General features: G+C 68.5%; 11 protein-coding genes. 6 read left to right on the top strand and 5 right to left on the bottom strand.

Annotated features, from left to right (window positions below; translation table 11 throughout):
- The first annotated feature begins 56 nt into the window (after window positions 1-56).
- Genes metX through ACZK1G_RS16945 form a run of 3 tightly spaced genes read left to right on the top strand, consistent with a single transcriptional unit; the run spans window position 57 to window position 3,384 of the window.
- Window positions 57-1,088 carry a homoserine O-succinyltransferase MetX gene (gene metX, locus ACZK1G_RS16955; RefSeq protein WP_049442996.1) on the top strand — a complete coding sequence of 344 codons (1,032 nt, stop codon included), beginning with the start codon at window positions 57-59 and terminating at the stop codon, window positions 1,086-1,088.
- Window positions 1,085-2,320 (top strand): O-succinylhomoserine (thiol)-lyase, encoded by a 1,236-nt coding sequence (locus tag ACZK1G_RS16950; protein WP_101765934.1) that lies wholly within the window; start codon window positions 1,085-1,087, stop codon window positions 2,318-2,320. Before metX ends, ACZK1G_RS16950 begins: the two co-directional genes overlap by 4 nt.
- Window positions 2,317-3,384 (top strand): homoserine dehydrogenase family protein, encoded by a 1,068-nt coding sequence (locus tag ACZK1G_RS16945; RefSeq protein ID WP_101765933.1) that lies wholly within the window; start codon window positions 2,317-2,319, stop codon window positions 3,382-3,384. The genes ACZK1G_RS16950 and ACZK1G_RS16945 overlap by 4 nt, the downstream gene beginning before the upstream one ends.
- A 107-nt stretch (window positions 3,385-3,491) precedes the next feature.
- On the opposite strand, the gene ACZK1G_RS16940 is transcribed toward ACZK1G_RS16945, so the two are convergent.
- Together ACZK1G_RS16940 and ACZK1G_RS16935 are read right to left on the bottom strand one after the other, a co-directional pair.
- The gene (locus ACZK1G_RS16940; protein ID WP_049442999.1) at window positions 3,492-4,487 is read right to left on the bottom strand and encodes an alpha/beta fold hydrolase; all 996 of its coding nucleotides are present in this window, start codon (window positions 4,485-4,487) and stop codon (window positions 3,492-3,494) included.
- A 94-nt stretch (window positions 4,488-4,581) separates the two neighbouring features.
- Complete coding sequence (locus ACZK1G_RS16935; RefSeq protein WP_049443000.1) at window positions 4,582-5,964, bottom strand: L-serine ammonia-lyase; 1,383 nt, start codon at window positions 5,962-5,964, stop codon at window positions 4,582-4,584.
- A 99-nt stretch (window positions 5,965-6,063) separates the two neighbouring features.
- On the opposite strand from ACZK1G_RS16935, the gene ACZK1G_RS16930 reads away from it, so the two are divergent.
- Window positions 6,064-6,336, top strand: coding sequence for a glutaredoxin family protein (locus tag ACZK1G_RS16930; RefSeq protein WP_080347449.1), 273 nt, complete (start codon window positions 6,064-6,066; stop codon window positions 6,334-6,336).
- A gap of 33 nt (window positions 6,337-6,369) precedes the next feature.
- Here ACZK1G_RS16930 and ACZK1G_RS16925 read toward each other — a convergent pair whose 3' ends face one another.
- From ACZK1G_RS16925 to ACZK1G_RS16915, 3 genes are read right to left on the bottom strand one after another with little or no spacing between them, the layout of a single operon-like run.
- Window positions 6,370-6,942, bottom strand: a complete 573-nt coding sequence (locus ACZK1G_RS16925; RefSeq protein WP_101765932.1) for a YceI family protein — start codon at window positions 6,940-6,942, stop codon at window positions 6,370-6,372.
- 3 nt (window positions 6,943-6,945) lie between these two features.
- On the bottom strand, window positions 6,946-7,518 hold the full coding sequence (locus ACZK1G_RS16920; protein WP_005418388.1) for a cytochrome b: 573 nt from the start codon (window positions 7,516-7,518) through the stop codon (window positions 6,946-6,948).
- A complete protein-coding gene (locus ACZK1G_RS16915; RefSeq protein ID WP_014038146.1) occupies window positions 7,515-8,159 on the bottom strand; it encodes a YceI family protein in 645 nt (214 codons plus the stop codon). Before ACZK1G_RS16915 ends, ACZK1G_RS16920 begins: the two co-directional genes overlap by 4 nt.
- A gap of 164 nt (window positions 8,160-8,323) precedes the next feature.
- On the opposite strand from ACZK1G_RS16915, the gene ACZK1G_RS16910 reads away from it, so the two are divergent.
- Both ACZK1G_RS16910 and ACZK1G_RS16905 read left to right on the top strand, forming a co-directional pair.
- On the top strand, window positions 8,324-11,866 hold the full coding sequence (locus tag ACZK1G_RS16910) for a sensor histidine kinase (protein ID WP_049443003.1): 3,543 nt from the start codon (window positions 8,324-8,326) through the stop codon (window positions 11,864-11,866).
- Window positions 11,867-11,962: 96 nt separating this feature from the next.
- Window positions 11,963-15,490 (top strand): ATP-binding protein, encoded by a 3,528-nt coding sequence (locus tag ACZK1G_RS16905; RefSeq protein ID WP_197622252.1) that lies wholly within the window; start codon window positions 11,963-11,965, stop codon window positions 15,488-15,490.
- Window positions 15,491-15,572 lie beyond the last annotated feature (82 nt).

The raw sequence follows: 15,572 nt of genomic DNA, 5'->3' as shown, positions 1-15,572 counted from the left end.
TCTCGAACGCGGGCCCCGCGAAGGCTCGATGGCCGATTCCCCAACCGGATCCCGCCATGAGCTTCGCCGCCAGTACCGCGCTTCGCCCCGAACCCTTTGTCCCCGTCAGCGTGCCGGTTGAAGACCGCGTGCATGCCGAGCGCGGTGAGTTCGCCGCGGTGCTGTCGATGCGCCACGCCGGCCCCAGCCCGGTGCGCCTGCGCTATGAGTGGGTCGGCCCGGCCAACGCACCGGTGGTGGTGCTGGCCGGCGGCATTTCCGCCCATCGCCACGTGGCGTCCAACGCGCAGTTCAGCGAGAAGGGCTGGGCCGAAGACCTGGTGGGCAGCGGCCGCGCGCTGGATCCGCAGCAGCTGCGCGTGCTGGCCTTCGATTTCATCGGTGCCGACGGTGCACTGGATGTGCCGATCGATACCGCCGACCAGGCCGATGCCTTGGCGCTGCTGCTGGACCATCTCGGTATCCGCGCGCTGAAGGCCTTCGTCGGCTATTCGTATGGTGCGCTGGTCGGCCAGCAGTTCGCGATCCGGCATCGTGCCCGCGTGCGCCAACTGGTGCTGGCCAGCGGTGCGCATCGCCCGCATCCGTATGCCGCCGCCTGGCGCGCATTGCAGCGCCGCGCGGTCGCGCTGGGCCAGCTGCAGTGCGGCGAAGACCACGGCCTGGCCCTGGCCCGGCAGTTCGCCATGCTCAGCTATCGCACGCCGGAGGAATTCGGCGAGCGCTTCGATGCCGCGCCGGAGGTCATCAATGGCCGTGTACGTGTAGCCGCCGAAGACTATCTCGATGCGGCCGGTGCGCAGTACGTCGCGCGCACGCCGGTGACCGCCTACCTGCGCCTGTCCGAATCGATCGACCTGCACCGCGTCGACCCCACCGCGATCCTGCCGCCGACCGTGGTGGTGGCCGTGGAGGGCGACCGCCTGGTGCCGCTGGCCGACCTGGTCGGCCTGGTCGAAGGGCTGGGCCCGCGTGGCAGCCTGCGCGTGCTGCGCTCGCCCTATGGCCACGACGCCTTCCTCAAAGAAACCGATCGCATCGACGCGATCCTCGCCACCGCCTTCCGCACTTCTGGAGAGTCCACATGAGCCTGCACGCCAACGAGCCGTCCTGTAGTCGTACCACTGCCGCCGTCCGTGCGGGCATCGATCGGGACACCGCGCATGGCGCAGTCACGCCGCCGATCGTGCTGTCGTCGAACTTCAGCTTTGAAGGCTTCGGCAACAAGCGCCAGTACGACTACACGCGCAGTGGCAACCCCACCCGCGATCTGCTGGGTGAAGCGCTGGCCGAACTGGAGGGCGGCGCCGGCGGCGTCATCACCGCGACGGGCATGGGCGCGATCAATCTGGTGCTGAACGCGCTGCTGCAGCCGGGCGACACCCTGGTGGTGCCGCACGATGCCTACGGCGGCAGCTGGCGCCTGTTCAATGCGCTGGCGAAGAAGGGCCACTTCGAACTGGTCACCGCCGACCTGACCGATCCGCGCGCGCTGGCGCAGGCGCTGGCCACGCAGCCGAAGCTGGTGCTGGTGGAAACCCCGTCCAACCCGCTGCTGCGCATCACCGACCTGCGCTTCGTCATCGATGCCGCGCACAAGGCCGGTGCACTCGTGGTGGTCGACAACACCTTCCTGTCGCCGGCGCTGCAGCAGCCGCTGTCGTTTGGTGCGGACCTGGTGCTGCATTCCACCACCAAGTACATCAATGGCCACAGCGATGTGGTCGGCGGTGCGGTGGTCGCGCGCGATCCGGCGCTGCACGAGCAACTGGTGTGGTGGGGCAACGCGCTGGGCCTGACCGGTTCGCCGTTCGATGCGTTCCTGACCCTGCGCGGCCTGCGCACGCTGGATGCGCGCCTGCGCGTGCACCAGGAAAACACGGCGTCGATCGTTGCCCTGCTGGACCAGCATCCGGCGGTCGGTGCGGTGTACTACCCGGGCCTGGCCGATCACCCGGGCCACGCCATCGCCGCGCGCCAGCAACATGGCTTCGGCGCGATGCTGTCGTTCGAACTGGCCGACTGCGAAGGCGATGATCCGCACGCGGCAGTGCGTGCGTTTGTCGACGGGCTGCGCTGTTTCACCCTGGCCGAATCGCTGGGCGGCGTCGAAAGCCTGATCGCGCATCCGGCCACCATGACCCATGCAGCGATGACGGCCGAAGCACGCGCGGCGGCCGGCATCAGCGAAGGACTGCTGCGCCTGTCGGTCGGTATCGAGGCCGAACGTGACCTGCTGGCCGATCTCGGTGCCGCGCTGCAGCGCGCCGAAGCGGTGATCGATGCCGCCGCACGTCGCAAACAGGTGGTGGACGCATGAGCGCACTCGCCGCTGACATTCCTGCGCTGGGCGCGGGACGCCTGGCATTGCTCGGTACCGGTACGGTCGGCTCGGCCTTCGTGCAGCGCTACCAGGCGCTGCAGGCACGCGGGTTGGAACTGCCCAGCGTGCAGTGGCTGGCCAACTCGCGCACCGCGCTGGAGATCGATCGCGACCTGGCGTTGCCGCTGGAACTGGCACGCCGTGCACCGCGTGGCGGCCTCAACTCGCCGCCGTGGGCCAGCGCCGAAGGACTGGAGCGTGGCGACGTGGTGGTCGATGCCACGGCCAGTGAAGACGTGGCCGCCCGCCACGTGCAATGGCTGGCGCGCGGCGTGCACGTGGTGACCGCCAACAAGCTGGGCCGAGGCGCGCAGCTCGCCCGCGCGCAGGCCATTGCCGAAAGCTGTGCCGACAGTGGCGCGCGGTATGGCGACAGCGCCACCGTGGGCGCCGGCCTGCCGCTGCTGAGCAGCCTGCGCGCGCTGGTGGCCGGTGGTGATCACATCCACGCCATCGAAGGCGTGCTGTCCGGTTCGCTGGCGTGGCTGTTCCATCGCTATGACGGCCAGTCGCCGTTTTCGGCTGCGGTGCGTGAGGCACTGGCGACCGGCTATACCGAACCGGACCCGCGCCTGGACCTGTCCGGCGAGGACGTGCGCCGTAAGCTGCTGATCCTGGCGCGCAGCAGCGGGCTGGCGCTGGATGCTTCGCAGGTGCAGGTGGATTCACTGGTGCCTGATGCGCTGGCGGCGTTGCCACTGGAAGATGCCGTGGCTGCCTTGGAGCAGCTGGATGCGCCGCTGCAGGCGCGTTGGCAGCAGGCACGTGACAACGGTCGCGTGCTGCGTTTCGTTGGCCGTGTTGACGGCGAAGGTGCGCAGGTGGGCCTGCGCGAGCTGCCTGCCGATCATCCCTTGGCGCAGGGCGCGGGCACCGACAACCGCGTGGCCATCCACAGCGATCGCTACCGCCGCCAGCCGTTGTTGATCCAGGGGCCGGGCGCCGGCGCGGAAGTCACTGCGGCCGCGTTGCTGGATGACGTGCTGCGGATCGTGGGTTGATCGCACCGCTTCTGTAGAGCCGAGCCTACGCTCGGCTGCTGCTGGCAAAATCCCCTCCTGCCGGATGAGCCGAGCGTGGGCTCGGCTCTACAGGGGAGGGCTGCCGTTCAATGCGCTTTCAATGCCTTCAGCAACGCCGCATTGAACTGCTTCGGGTCCTGCACCTGCGGCGAATGGCCCAGTTCGGCGAACTCGACCAGCGTCGCGCCGGGAATCGCTGCGGCCGCCGCCTTGCCGAGTGCCGGATAGTTGCCCAGCGCCGCCTTCACCGCAGGCGGTGCCTGGTCACGGCCGATCGCGGTGCGGTCCTTCTGGCCGATGAACAGCGTGGTCGGCACCTGCAGGTTTTTCAGTTCGTACACCACCGGTTGGTTGAACACCATGTCCGAGGCCAGCGCCTGGCTCCATGCAACGGCCTGCCTGCCCGGGCCTTCGTACATGCCCGACTGCATCCGCGCCCACGGTTCGTAGGCCGGCTTCCATTTGCCGTCGTAGTACACCTCCAGCTGGTAGCGGCGGATGCTGTCATAGCTGATGTTCATTTCGCCGGCGTACCACGCGTCGACGCTGCGCCAGGGGACGCCCAGCGCCTTCCAGTCTTCCAGGCCGATCGGGTTGACCAGCGACAGGCTGCGCAGGTCCTGCGGGAACATCAGCGCGTAGCGCACCGCCAGCATGCCACCCATCGAGTGCCCGACCAGGTGCACCGGTACATCACCCAGCTGCAGTTGCTGCAACAGCGCATGGGTGTTGGCGGCCAGCTGCGCGAACGTGTACTGATAGCGCTCCGGCTTGCTGGACTTGCAGAACCCCACCTGGTCCGGGGCGATCACCCGGTAGCCGGCGTTCAACAGCGGCGCGATGGTCTGCTGCCAGGTGGCTGCGCAGAAATTCTTGCCGTGCAGCAGCACCACCACGCCGATGGCGCGGCGTTTGGGCAGGACATCCAGGTAGGCCATTTCCAGTGGCTGCCGCTGCGACTCCAGCGCGAAGATCTTCACCGGATAGCCGTAGTCGAAGCCCTCCAGCCGCGGACCATAGGTCGGCGCGGCAAACGCGGACAGCGGCAGGCAGGCAAGCAGGGCAGCAGCGATCACGCGCATGGGGCAAATCCGGGGCAGGGTAGCCCCGAGCCTAACCGGAACGCGGTGACGGTGTCGTCCAATGTAGAGCCGAGCAGGGGCCCGGCTCCACAACTCAGCACTCGATGACGTTCACCGCCAGGCCACCGCGGCTGGTTTCCTTGTACTTGTCCTGCATGTCGCGGCCGGTATCGCGCATGGTCTTGATGACCTTGTCCAGCGACACCTTGTGCTTGCCGTCGCCACGCATCGCCATGCGCGAGGCATTGATCGCCTTCACCGCGCCCATCGCATTGCGTTCGATGCAGGGGATCTGCACCAGGCCGCCGATCGGGTCGCAGGTCAGGCCGAGGTTGTGTTCCATGCCGATTTCCGCGGCGTTCTCGATCTGGCTGGGATTGCCGCCCAGCGCCGCGACCAGGCCACCGGCCGCCATCGAGCAGGCCACGCCCACTTCGCCCTGGCAGCCGACTTCGGCGCCGGAAATCGAAGCGTTTTCCTTGTACAGGATGCCGATCGCCGCCGAGGTCAGCAGGAAGTCGAACACGCGCTGCTCGTTGGCGCCGGGGCAGAAACGGTCGAAGTAATGCAGCACCGCCGGCAGCACGCCGGCGGCGCCGTTGGTCGGTGCGGTCACCACGCGGCCACCGGCGGCGTTTTCTTCGTTCACCGCCAGTGCGTACAGGTTGACCCAGTCCAGCGTGGTCAGCGGGTCGCGCATCGCCGCTTCCGGCTTCGACGACAGTTCGCGGTACAGCGCCGGTGCGCGACGGCCGACCTTCAGGCCACCCGGCAGCACGCCTTCCTCGCGGATGCCACGCGCGACGCACGACTGCATCGCGCTCCAGATCTCGCGCAGGTTGGCGCGGATCTCGTCTTCGCTGCGCCAGCACTTCTCGTTCTCGAACATCAGCTGGGCGATGCTCAGGCCGCTGCGCGCGGTCTGCGCCAGCAGCTCGTCGCCGCTCTTGAACGGGTAGGGCAGCGGGGTCTCGTCGGGCACGATGCGGTCATCGGCCGCGTCGTCCTGGTTGACCACGAAGCCGCCACCGACCGAGTAGTAATCGCGGGTGGCGATCACTTCATCGTCGGCGTTGTACGCGGTGAAGCGCATGCCGTTGGTGTGGTATGGCAGCTTCTGGCGCTTGTTCATGCCGAGGTCGCGCTTCTCGTCGAAGGCGATCTCGTGCTGGCCCATCAGCTGGATGCGCTTGCTGCTGCGGATGCGCTCCAGGGTGGCCGGGATGATGTCCGGGTCGATCAGGTTCGGCCGCTGGCCCTCCAGGCCCAGCAGGATCGCCTTGTCGGTGCCATGGCCGCGGCCGGTCAGCGCCAGCGAGCCATAGACATCGGAGCGGATGCGCGCGACCTCGTGCAGGCGGCCCGGATCGAGCAGCCAGCGATGGATGAATCGCTCGGCGGCCTTCATCGGCCCGACGGTGTGCGAGGAACTCGGACCAATGCCGATCTTGAAAACGTCGAACGTGCTGACAGCCATGGATGCCAAACTGCGGGTACCGGACAAGCGGCTATTCTAGCGGCTTGCCGGGCCATCCGATGGCTGCGGCGCAGCATTTCCACCACGGGAGCCTGACTGGTGTTGACCCTGATCCAGCGTGACGATTGCCACCTGTGCGACCTGGCCCTGGCCGAACTGGCCAAAGCGCGGGCGCCGGAGTTCGAATCGGTGTTCCTGGATGACCAGCCGGCGCTGGAAGCGCGCTATGGCGCGCGGGTGCCGGTGCTGCGCGACGAGCGCGGCGAGCGCGAGCTGGACTGGCCGTTCGATGCGGCCACGGTGCAGGCGTGGTTGGCCGAAGGCGGTCAGGTAGTGCCGTCCGCTGGCCGGCAACCACCCGATATCCGTTAATGCCGGCCAGCGGCCGGCACTACCGGAAGCGTCTTATTTCGCGTCGAACTTCACGATCGTGCTGATCGCGGTGTCGTCCGGAATGGTCTTGGTATCGGCCCAGTCACCGCCGCCGACGCCGAAGTCCAGACGCTTGACCGTGGCCTTGCCGGTCAGCACCGGCTGTGTGCCCGGCTTCCAGGTGAAGGTGAGGGTGACCGGCTTGCTGACACCGCGCAGTTCCAGGGTGCCATCGGCGACGAACTGGTCGTTGCCCACGGCGCGGAAGCCCTTGGCGGTGTAACGCGCAGTAGCGAACTTGCCGACATTGAAGAAGTCGGCACCCTGCAGGGTCGAGTCACGGTCGCTGTTGCCGCTCTTGGCGCCTGCCAGCGGAATCACCACATCCAGCGAGCCGACGGCCGGGTTGGCCGGGTCGAAGCTGAGCTTGGTGGCGAAGCCCGGGAAGCTGCCGGTGAACACTTCGCCGTCGTACTTGGTGGCGAACACCAGGATCGAGCCGGCACCCGGGGCCTGCGCATAGTCCGCAGCGAGCGCCGGGGCGGTGGCCAGCATGCCGGCCAGGGCGGCGGCCACGGCGGCCGGAGTGGTCAGTTTCAGGTTCATCGGTCAGTCCTTCTGAGGGGAGGCGAGCCAGCCGCGCGGCAACATGCGGGACAGCGTTGCATCGCGCTGGAACAGGTGGTGGTAGAAAGCAGCGCCGGCATGGGCCAGCACCACCGCGATCAACAGCCAGAAGCCGTACTCGTGGAGGGCATGGGATACCGCGACGACCTGCGGGTCGGGGCCGCTCAGCTTGGGCACGTCGACCAGGCCGAACCAACGGAACGGGCGCAGGCCACTGGCCGAATCGTACAGCCAGCCCGACAGCGGGATGGCGAACATCAGCACATACAGCAGCACGTGGGTGGCACTGGCGATGCGCTCCTGCCAGCTGGGCACGCCCGGCACCGGCTTCGGTGCACCGGCATACAGGCGCCAGCCGAGACGGAACAGCACCAGCGCCAGCACGGTGATGCCGATCGACTTGTGCGCGGTGTAGACCCAGAAGTACTTGGGCGTCTTGGGCAGTTCGCCCATGGTCAGGCCAACCACGCCCAAGGCGAGGATCAGCAGTGCGATCAACCAGTGCAGGATCTGGCTGACACTCCCCCAGGCGGCGGGGGTGTTCTTGGCGGTCATGAAGGGTCCTTGGGGGCCGTCGTGTGGTCGGAGTGTGGAACGGGAGCGGGAGTTCCCGGGGCGTCGCTGCGGTCGAGGGTGGCCTCAGCCTCGATCCGCACCTGTACCGCATCACCGATGACGCCCGGCCAGGCGGTGATGCCGAACGCGCGCCGGCTCAGCGTCGTGCTGGCGGAAAACCCGGCGGTGCGTCGGAAGGGAGGGAGCGGGTAGCGCTTGAGCGCGTTGAGGGTCACGTCCAGGGTGACTTCCTGGCTGACCCCGCGCAGGGTCAGCGTGCCGATCACATGCGCATGCTTGGCGTCGATCGGTTCGACCCGGCTGGAGACAAAACGCGCGGTCGGGAATCGCTCGCCATCGAGCAGGCTGCGGGCCAGCGTGGCCTGGTTCCACTTGGCGTCGCCAAGGTCCAGACGCGACACAGGAATGTCCACTTCCAGGGTGGCATCGCGCCAGTTGTCGGGATCGAACAGCACGCGGCCTTCGCTGCCGGACACCGTGCCCATGGCCTGCGAGTAGCCCGCGTGGTCGATGGAGAACAGCACCCGCGTGTGCACCGGATCGAGGCGATAGGTGTCAGCGGCCGCCCAGGCAGGGGCGGTGGCGAGCAGCATCGGCAGCAGGGCCAGGCAGGGACGCATCGATGGCGGGCTCCGGAAGGGGACGCTGTGATCATACGCACAGCCCCCTGCCAACGTTGCGTGCATGGCTGCAACAGTTCGTGGTGGTGCCACCGCTGGAAACAGCCTGTTGCAGCCATGAACCCGGCCCTGTGTGACAATCGGCCCAGGACAGGGGGTTCAGGATGACGAGCGGCTGGCGCCGGTGGTGCCGTGGCATCGCAGGTATGGGACTGCTGCTGATGGCGATGGCCACGGCGGCTGCGACCCTGGACATGGCAGAAACACCGCGCCTGCGCCGCTTCGGTGCCGCCGAAGGCTTGCCGTCGCGCATGGTGGTGGCGCTGGCCGAGGACCGCCAGGGCCACATCTGGGCCGCCACCGATGGTGGGCTCGCCCGTTATGACGGCAACAGCCTGCGAGTCTGGGAGCACGATCCGGAACAGCCGGGCTCGCTGCCTGGCAACGAGATCGAGACCCTGCTGATCGATCCGCTGGACCGGGTCTGGGTGGGCATCAACGGCAAGGGCGTGGCCCGCCTGGATGCCGACCGCGAGCGCTTCCGGACCTTCGACACGGTCAATTCCACCTGCCAGGGGCAGTTCTGGGCACTGGCCTATGTCGACGATGCCTTGTGGATCGGGACCAACAACCATGGCGTCTGCCGGCTTGGCGAAGACGGCAGCGTGCGCCTCTACACCCATGATCCAGCGCAGCCGGGGGGCCTGCCCAGCAACAGCATCTTCACCAGCCTGGTCGATACGCGGGGCCGCCTGTGGGTGGGCACCGAAGCCGGCGTGGCGCGTTGGAACGGCAGCGGGTTCGAGCCGGTGGCCGCGCGGGAACTGGGCACGCTGAGCGTGCTCCGGTTGAGCCGTGATGCGGAGGGTTCGATCTGGGTGGGCAGCCAGAACGATGGCCTGTACCGCATCGACGGGCAGGACCGGGTCAGTCGTCCGCGATGGGCCGACAGCGCCCAGCTGCGCTCGGCCCTGGTCCTGGCCGATCGCCAGGGGGGCTACTGGGCCGGCACCTCCGATGGTTTGTTGCGGGGGGATGCGGCGGCGCTGCGCCGGCTGGAGGGCGACCGCGGCAGCGGCTTCCTGACCGCGCACAGCGGTGTGCTCGATCTGCTGCAGGACCACGAGGGCGGATTGTGGGTGGCGCTGCTGACCCAGGGCCTGGCCTATCTGCCACCGGACTGGCGGCGCTTCTCGATCTGGAACCAGCTCGACGGCAAGCCGCTGGACAGCCAGTACCTGTTGAGCGCGGCCAGCGACGGCAAGAACTACTACGTCGGCTCGGCGCGAGGGGTCTATCAGCTGGATGCGCAGGGCACCCTGCGCCTGCTGGCCAGCGACCGGCAGCTGGGCAACGGCGTGGTGTGGTCGGTGCTGCCGCGCCCGGATGGTCGCCTGTGGCTGGGGCGCGGCGGTCGCATCACCGTCTACGATCCGGCCACCGGCGCGCTGCGCGATCTGCGGATCGATGGCAGTGCCGATCTGCGCCAGCGCATCGACCTGATGCGGCAGGCGCCCGACGGCACGGTGTGGGTGTCGGTGATGGGCCTGGACCTGCAGCAGCGCAATGCAGAGGGCCGGCTGCTGCACAGCTATCCGCTGGAGCATTTCCGCGGGACCGCCGATGCGCCGATCGAGCAGATCCGCTTCGACGCCCATGGCCGGCCCTGGGTGATGGGCGACATGGGCATCTGGCGCGAGCAGGCTGGACGCTTCGAGGCAGTGCCGGGTGTTTCGCGCGGGCCCATCTACGACCTGGTGTGGATCGATCCGCAGCAGTTGTGGCTGGCGCGCCAAGGCGCCTTCGAGCGCTACCAGTGGGATGGCATGAGCCTGCGCCTGATCCAGCGCATCGACGGCAGTGCAGGCGTGCCGCCGGTCACCATGGGTGGGCTGGCGCTGGCCGACAATGGCCAGCTGTGGGCCACCACGCCGCGCGGCCTGCTGCGTTGGGACCCTAAAACGCGGCGCCTGCAGCAGTTCAACGAGCGCGATGGACTGTCCGATGCGGAGTTCACCGGCCGGCCACCAGCAGTGAATGCCGATGGCCGCGTGCTGGCCGTCACCCAGACCGGGTTGGTTGCCTTCGATGTGAATGCCGACGACACCGTGCTGCCGTCGTCATCGCTGGTGATCGCCGAAGTGCGGGTACGCCGCGACGACGCGCGCGGCTGGCAACCGTTGCCGCTCACCGGCACCCTGTTGCTGGGACCGGATGACCGCGATCTGCAGATCGATGCGCGGCTGCTGTCCTATGCCAGCCCGCAGGGCAACCGCTACCGCTTCCGCGTGCAGGGCTACGACCAGGACTGGGTGGAGCAGGGCGGCGATGGCCAGCGCACCCTGTCGCGGCTGCCGACCGGCAGCTACGTCATCGAGGTGCAGGCAGCGACCGCCCGGGGCGCGTGGACACCTTCGCAGCAGTTGCAGGTGAAGGTGCTGCCGCCGTGGTGGCGCAGCGGCATGGCGATCTTCGGCTACATCCTGCTGGGGTCGCTGCTGCTGGTGGTCCTGGTCTGGTCGGTCCGCGCGCGGCTGCGCCGTCGCCAGCAATGGCAGCTGACGGTGCACAAGCAGCAGCTGGCCGAACAGGCCTCGCAGGCCAAGAGCCGTTTCCTGGCCACGCTGGGCCACGAAGTGCGCACGCCGATGACTGGCGTGCTGGGCATGAGCGAGCTGCTGCTGGCGACCCCGCTGGATCCGGTGCAGCGCGGCTACGCGGGGTCGATCCAGCAGGCCGGTAGTCATCTGCTGCGGCTGGTCAACGATGCGCTGGACCTGGCCCGCATCGAAGCCGGGCGGCTGGAGCTGGACCTGCGTCCGTTCGATCTGGGGGAGCTGCTCGACCAGGTGCAGGGCCTGATGCAGCCGATGGCGCAGCAGCGCCAGCTGGAGTTCCAGCGCGGCGAAGATCCGCCCGGGCCGGTGAGTGTCAGCGGCGACGAGATGCGCGTGCGCCAGATCCTGCTGAACCTGCTCGGCAACGCGATCAAGTTCACCGAGCGTGGCCACGTCGGCCTGGCCGTGCGCCTGGAAGAAAAGGGCGGGCTGTGTTTCGAAGTGCATGACAGTGGCCCGGGCATCAATGCCGAACAGCAGCAGCGCCTGTTCCATCGTTTTGAACAGGCCGACGGCCCGCGCACCGCGTCGCGCTACGGGGGCAGCGGGCTGGGGCTGGCGATCTGCCAGGAGCTGGCGATGGCGATGGGCGGGTGCATCGAAGTAGACAGCCAGCCGGGCAAGGGCGCGCGGTTCCGCGTGCGCCTGCCGTTGCCCTGGACGCGCCAGGCCGCCAGCACCGCGGGCGAGGTCGCGGCCCTGCCGGAACTGCCGCCGCTGCGCATCCTGCTGGTCGAGGACGATGCCACGGTGGCCGAGGTCATCGCCGGCCTGCTGCGGGTGCGCGGGCATGAGGTGGTCCACGTGCTGCATGGCCTGGGCGCGCTGTCGGAGATCGCCACCGATGGTTTCGACGTCGGCCTGCTCGATCTCGATCTGCCCGCGCTGGACGGTACGGCCATCGCCCGCCAGCTGCGCACCATGGGCTATGAACTGCCGCTGGTGGCAGTGACTGCCCGTTCCGATGCCTACGCTGAAACCCAGGTGCTGGCCGCAGGCTTCGATGGCTTCCTGCGCAAGCCGGTGACCGGCGATCTGCTGGTGGCGGCCATCGCCCAGGCGCGTGCGAAACGGCAAGCGACTGCGTGACTGTGCCGGCGCCGGGCGTGAACGGCGCGACTTTCGGTTTACCATGCCGACGCCCGCAGCGCGGGAATCATCAGGACCAGCGTGAGGAGGCAATCGGTGGTGTATCTGCGGGCGGCGATGCTGCTGCTGGTCCTCCTGTGCTGCGCGTTGCCCGCTGCGGCACAGCCGGTGCCTCCGAGCCCGCGGCAGGTGACGGTGTTCGATGGCCTGCCGTCCAATACCGTCAACCGCATGGCCGAGGACCGGTACGGCTACCTGTGGATCGCCACCAACGATGGCCTGGCCCGCTATGACGGTCGCACCTACCGGGTGTGGCGCTCGGAGGACGGGCTGCGTGACAACCGCATCTGGACGGTGCTGGTCGATGCCCGCAACCAGCTGTGGATAGGCACCGAGAATGCCGGCCTGGTGCGGATGTCCGCCGACCGCCGGCAGCTGCACTTCTACGACCGCAGCAGCCAGCCGTTGATGGGCACCAACACGGTCTGGAGCCTGGCCAGCACGCCTGATGGCTCGATCTGGTTCGGTACCCATGAGGGCGGCCTGTACCGCCTGGACAGCCAGGACCGCCTGCAGCGCTTCCTGCCCGAGCCGAACAATCCGCGCAGCCTGCCCTCGTCGTCGGTGCCCTACCTGGCCACGCTGGCCGATGGCAGCCTGTGGATCGGCACCAAGCATGGCGTGGCGCGCTGGACCGGGACCGACTTCGAGCGTGTCGGTACGGACATCATCCCCAGCCTGCTGATCAACGGGCTGACCGCCGAACCGGATGGCAGCCTGTGGATCAGCACGATGGCCGGGGCCACCGTGCGCCGTCCGGATGGGCGCTTCGAAGCCCCTCCGTGGAAGCTGCCGCCGGGCGAGCAGGTGCTGGGCATGATGCTGCGCGACGAGCAGGGCGGGCACTGGCTGGACACGCGCACTGGGCTGGGGCGTGCGGTCGATGGCCAGTACCAGACCGTGCCGCTGTACAGCGCGATCGCGCGCGGTCCGGTGCGGCCGAACTGGACCGGTGCCTACGAGGACCGCGAAGGTGGCATCTGGTTGGCCAGCACCAATGCCGGGCTGTGGCACCTGCTGCCACGCTGGTGGCAGTTCTCGGTGCTGTCGCGCCTGGAGGACGACCCCAGCTCGCTGCGCAATGCGCTCGTGCTGGGCACCAGCCCATCCAGCAATGGCGGTGTCTGGACGGTGGGCAGCCATGGCGCGCTGGATCGCTTCGATCCGAAAACCGGCAGGATCGAGCAGCACCGTACCTGGGTCAACGGCATGCACTGGCTGTCGTCGGTGCGCGAGGACCGGCGTGGCCAGGTCTGGATCGGATCGACCGATGCGCTGGTGCGCTACGACCCGCAACGGCGCGAGCTGCGTCGCTGGGGGCGTGACGCCGGTGCCGATGCAGCGATGGAAGGGGTCATCGAAGCGATGATGACCTGCGACGGCGACAGCCTCTGGTTGATGCTGCCCGCAGGCCTGCAGCAGCGCGACCTCGATGGGCGCGTGCGGCGCGAGCTGGACAATGGCCAGCGTGGCCTGCAGCAGGGCCAGCTCAACCTCGATGTGGAATGCGGTCCGCAGGACCATATCTGGCTGGCCAGCAGCCGTGGCCTGCTGCAGTGGCTGCCGGAAAGCGAGCGCTTCCAGCCGGTGCCGGGTGCGCCGGCAACGGCCATCCATGCGCTGCACGTGGGCCGCGATGGCCAGGTCTGGTTGTCCGAGGACGGGCGCCTGTCGCGATACCGCTGGAGCCAGGGGCGCCTGGAACGGCAGGCGGTGGTCGGTGCCGAACAGGGCTATCCGGCGATCTCCGCCTCTGGCCTGGTGGTGGATGCGCAGGGCGTGGCCTGGGCGACCAGCGCACGCGGCCTGGTCCGTGTCAGTGCCGATGGGCAGAGCGTGCGCCTGTACGGCGTGCACGACGGCCTGCCGAGCCAGGAATTCCGCGAACACACCTTGATCGCGGCGGCCGATGGCCACCTGGTGGCCGGAACGGCGGCAGGCGCAGTGGTGTTCGACCCGGAGCAGGTGCGGCCTTCAGTACGCCGCGCGCCACTGGTGATCGAGCGGGTGGAAGTGCGCCGCAATGAGCAGGTGCTGGACATGACCCACGATGCACCGTTGCAGATCGCCGATGGCGACCGCGACCTGCGCATCGTCGCGCGATTGCTGTCCTTCGCCGACTCGGCGTCCAATACCTACCGTTACCGCCTGGCCGGCTACGACCCGGATTGGGTCGAAGTGGGTCCGGCGGGCGAGCGCCTGTTCTCGCGCCTGGCGCCCGGCAGCTACCGGCTGGAAGTGCAGGCACGCTCGGCCGACCATGTGTGGTCGCGGGTGCAGAGCCTGGAATTCCGCGTGCAACCGCCATGGTGGCGCAGCCTGTCCGGCCTGCTGGTGCTGGCGTCGGTCGGGTTGCTGCTGACCAGCTGGTTCGCCTGGTTGTACCGACGCCGCCTGCAGCGGCGCCACGCCTACCAGCTGGCGCTGCACAAGCAGGAACTGGCCGAGCAGGCCTCGGCGGCCAAGACCCGCTTCCTGGCCAACCTTGGGCATGAGATCCGTACGCCGATGACCGGCGTGCTGGGCATGAGCGAGCTGCTGCTGGCCTCGCCACTGGACCCGCAGCAGCGCGGCTACACGCAGTCGATCCGGCATGCTGGCGAACACCTGCTGCACCTGGTCAACGATGCGCTGGACCTGGCGCGGATCGAGTCCGGGCGCCTGGAACTGCAGTCGCAGTCGTTTGCGTTGAATGGCCTGTTGCAGGATCTGGCGGCGCTGATGGGCCCGCTGGCCGCCCAGAAGGGCCTGCGCTTCACCCTCGACAACCAGCTGCCGCCGGGCCTGCAGGCGACCGGTGACGCCATGCGCGTGCGGCAGATCCTGCTCAACCTGCTGTCGAATGCAGTGAAATTCACCAGCCGCGGCACCATCACCCTGCACGCACGTTGCGATGGCGAGCTGCGCGCGCTGCATTTCGAAGTGCGCGATACCGGCCCCGGCATCAGCCAGGAACAGCAGCAGCGCCTGTTCCGCCGCTTCGAGCAGGCCGATGGTGCACGTACCGCTGCGCAGTACGGTGGCAGCGGCCTCGGCCTGGCGATCTGCCGCGAGCTGGCACATGCGATGCAGGGGCGGATCCAGGTGGAGAGCCAGCTGGGCCGAGGCACCTGTTTTGGCGTGACCCTGCCGTTGCCACTGGTGGTGGACAGTGATGCCGAGGCGTCCGCCGAAGGGCATCGCGACGAGGCGACGAACATGCCACCGCTGCGGGTGCTGCTGGTCGAGGACGATGCCACCGTGGCCGATGTGGTGCGGGGGCTGCTGAGCGCACGCGGCCACGAGGTGGTGCATGCCGGCCATGCGCTGGCGGCGCTGCGCGAGATCAGTGCCGGCGATTTCGACGTCGGCCTGCTGGATCTGGATCTGCCGGGCCTGAGCGGCTTCGAACTGGCCCAGCACCTGCGCAACCAGGGCTACATGCTGCCGTTGCTGGCGGTGACCGCGCGCACTGATCCGGACCTGCAGCAGCAGGTGGAAGCGGCCGGCATCGGCGGCTTCCTGCGCAAGCCGGTGACCGGCGAACTGCTGGTGGAAGCGATTGCCAGGGTGATGGGGAGGTAGGTTCGGCAGGGCCTGCGGCCCTGCACCTGCTGCAAGCCGGAGCAACAGCAACAGCCGAAGCAAAAGCTGGCTTCCTGTGGGA

Source organism: Stenotrophomonas sp. 109824_Sma (assembly GCF_056480025.1).
This window is presented reverse-complemented; position numbering and strand designations above follow the sequence as displayed.

Excerpts from the sequence above, each read along its gene's own strand:
- ACZK1G_RS16950 (WP_101765934.1), top strand. The coding sequence starts at position 1,085 with ATGAGCCTGCACGCCAACGAGCCGTCCTGTAGTCGTACCACTGCCGCC.
- ACZK1G_RS16920 (WP_005418388.1), bottom strand. The coding sequence starts at position 7,518 with ATGACCGCCAAGAACACCCCCGCCGCCTGGGGGAGTGTCAGCCAGATC.
- ACZK1G_RS16945 (WP_101765933.1), top strand. The coding sequence starts at position 2,317 with ATGAGCGCACTCGCCGCTGACATTCCTGCGCTGGGCGCGGGACGCCTG.
- ACZK1G_RS16940 (WP_049442999.1), bottom strand. The coding sequence starts at position 4,487 with ATGCGCGTGATCGCTGCTGCCCTGCTTGCCTGCCTGCCGCTGTCCGCG.
- metX (WP_049442996.1), top strand. The coding sequence starts at position 57 with ATGAGCTTCGCCGCCAGTACCGCGCTTCGCCCCGAACCCTTTGTCCCC.
- ACZK1G_RS16910 (WP_049443003.1), top strand. The coding sequence starts at position 8,324 with ATGACGAGCGGCTGGCGCCGGTGGTGCCGTGGCATCGCAGGTATGGGA.
- ACZK1G_RS16915 (WP_014038146.1), bottom strand. The coding sequence starts at position 8,159 with ATGCGTCCCTGCCTGGCCCTGCTGCCGATGCTGCTCGCCACCGCCCCT.
- ACZK1G_RS16925 (WP_101765932.1), bottom strand. The coding sequence starts at position 6,942 with ATGAACCTGAAACTGACCACTCCGGCCGCCGTGGCCGCCGCCCTGGCC.
- ACZK1G_RS16935 (WP_049443000.1), bottom strand. The coding sequence starts at position 5,964 with ATGGCTGTCAGCACGTTCGACGTTTTCAAGATCGGCATTGGTCCGAGT.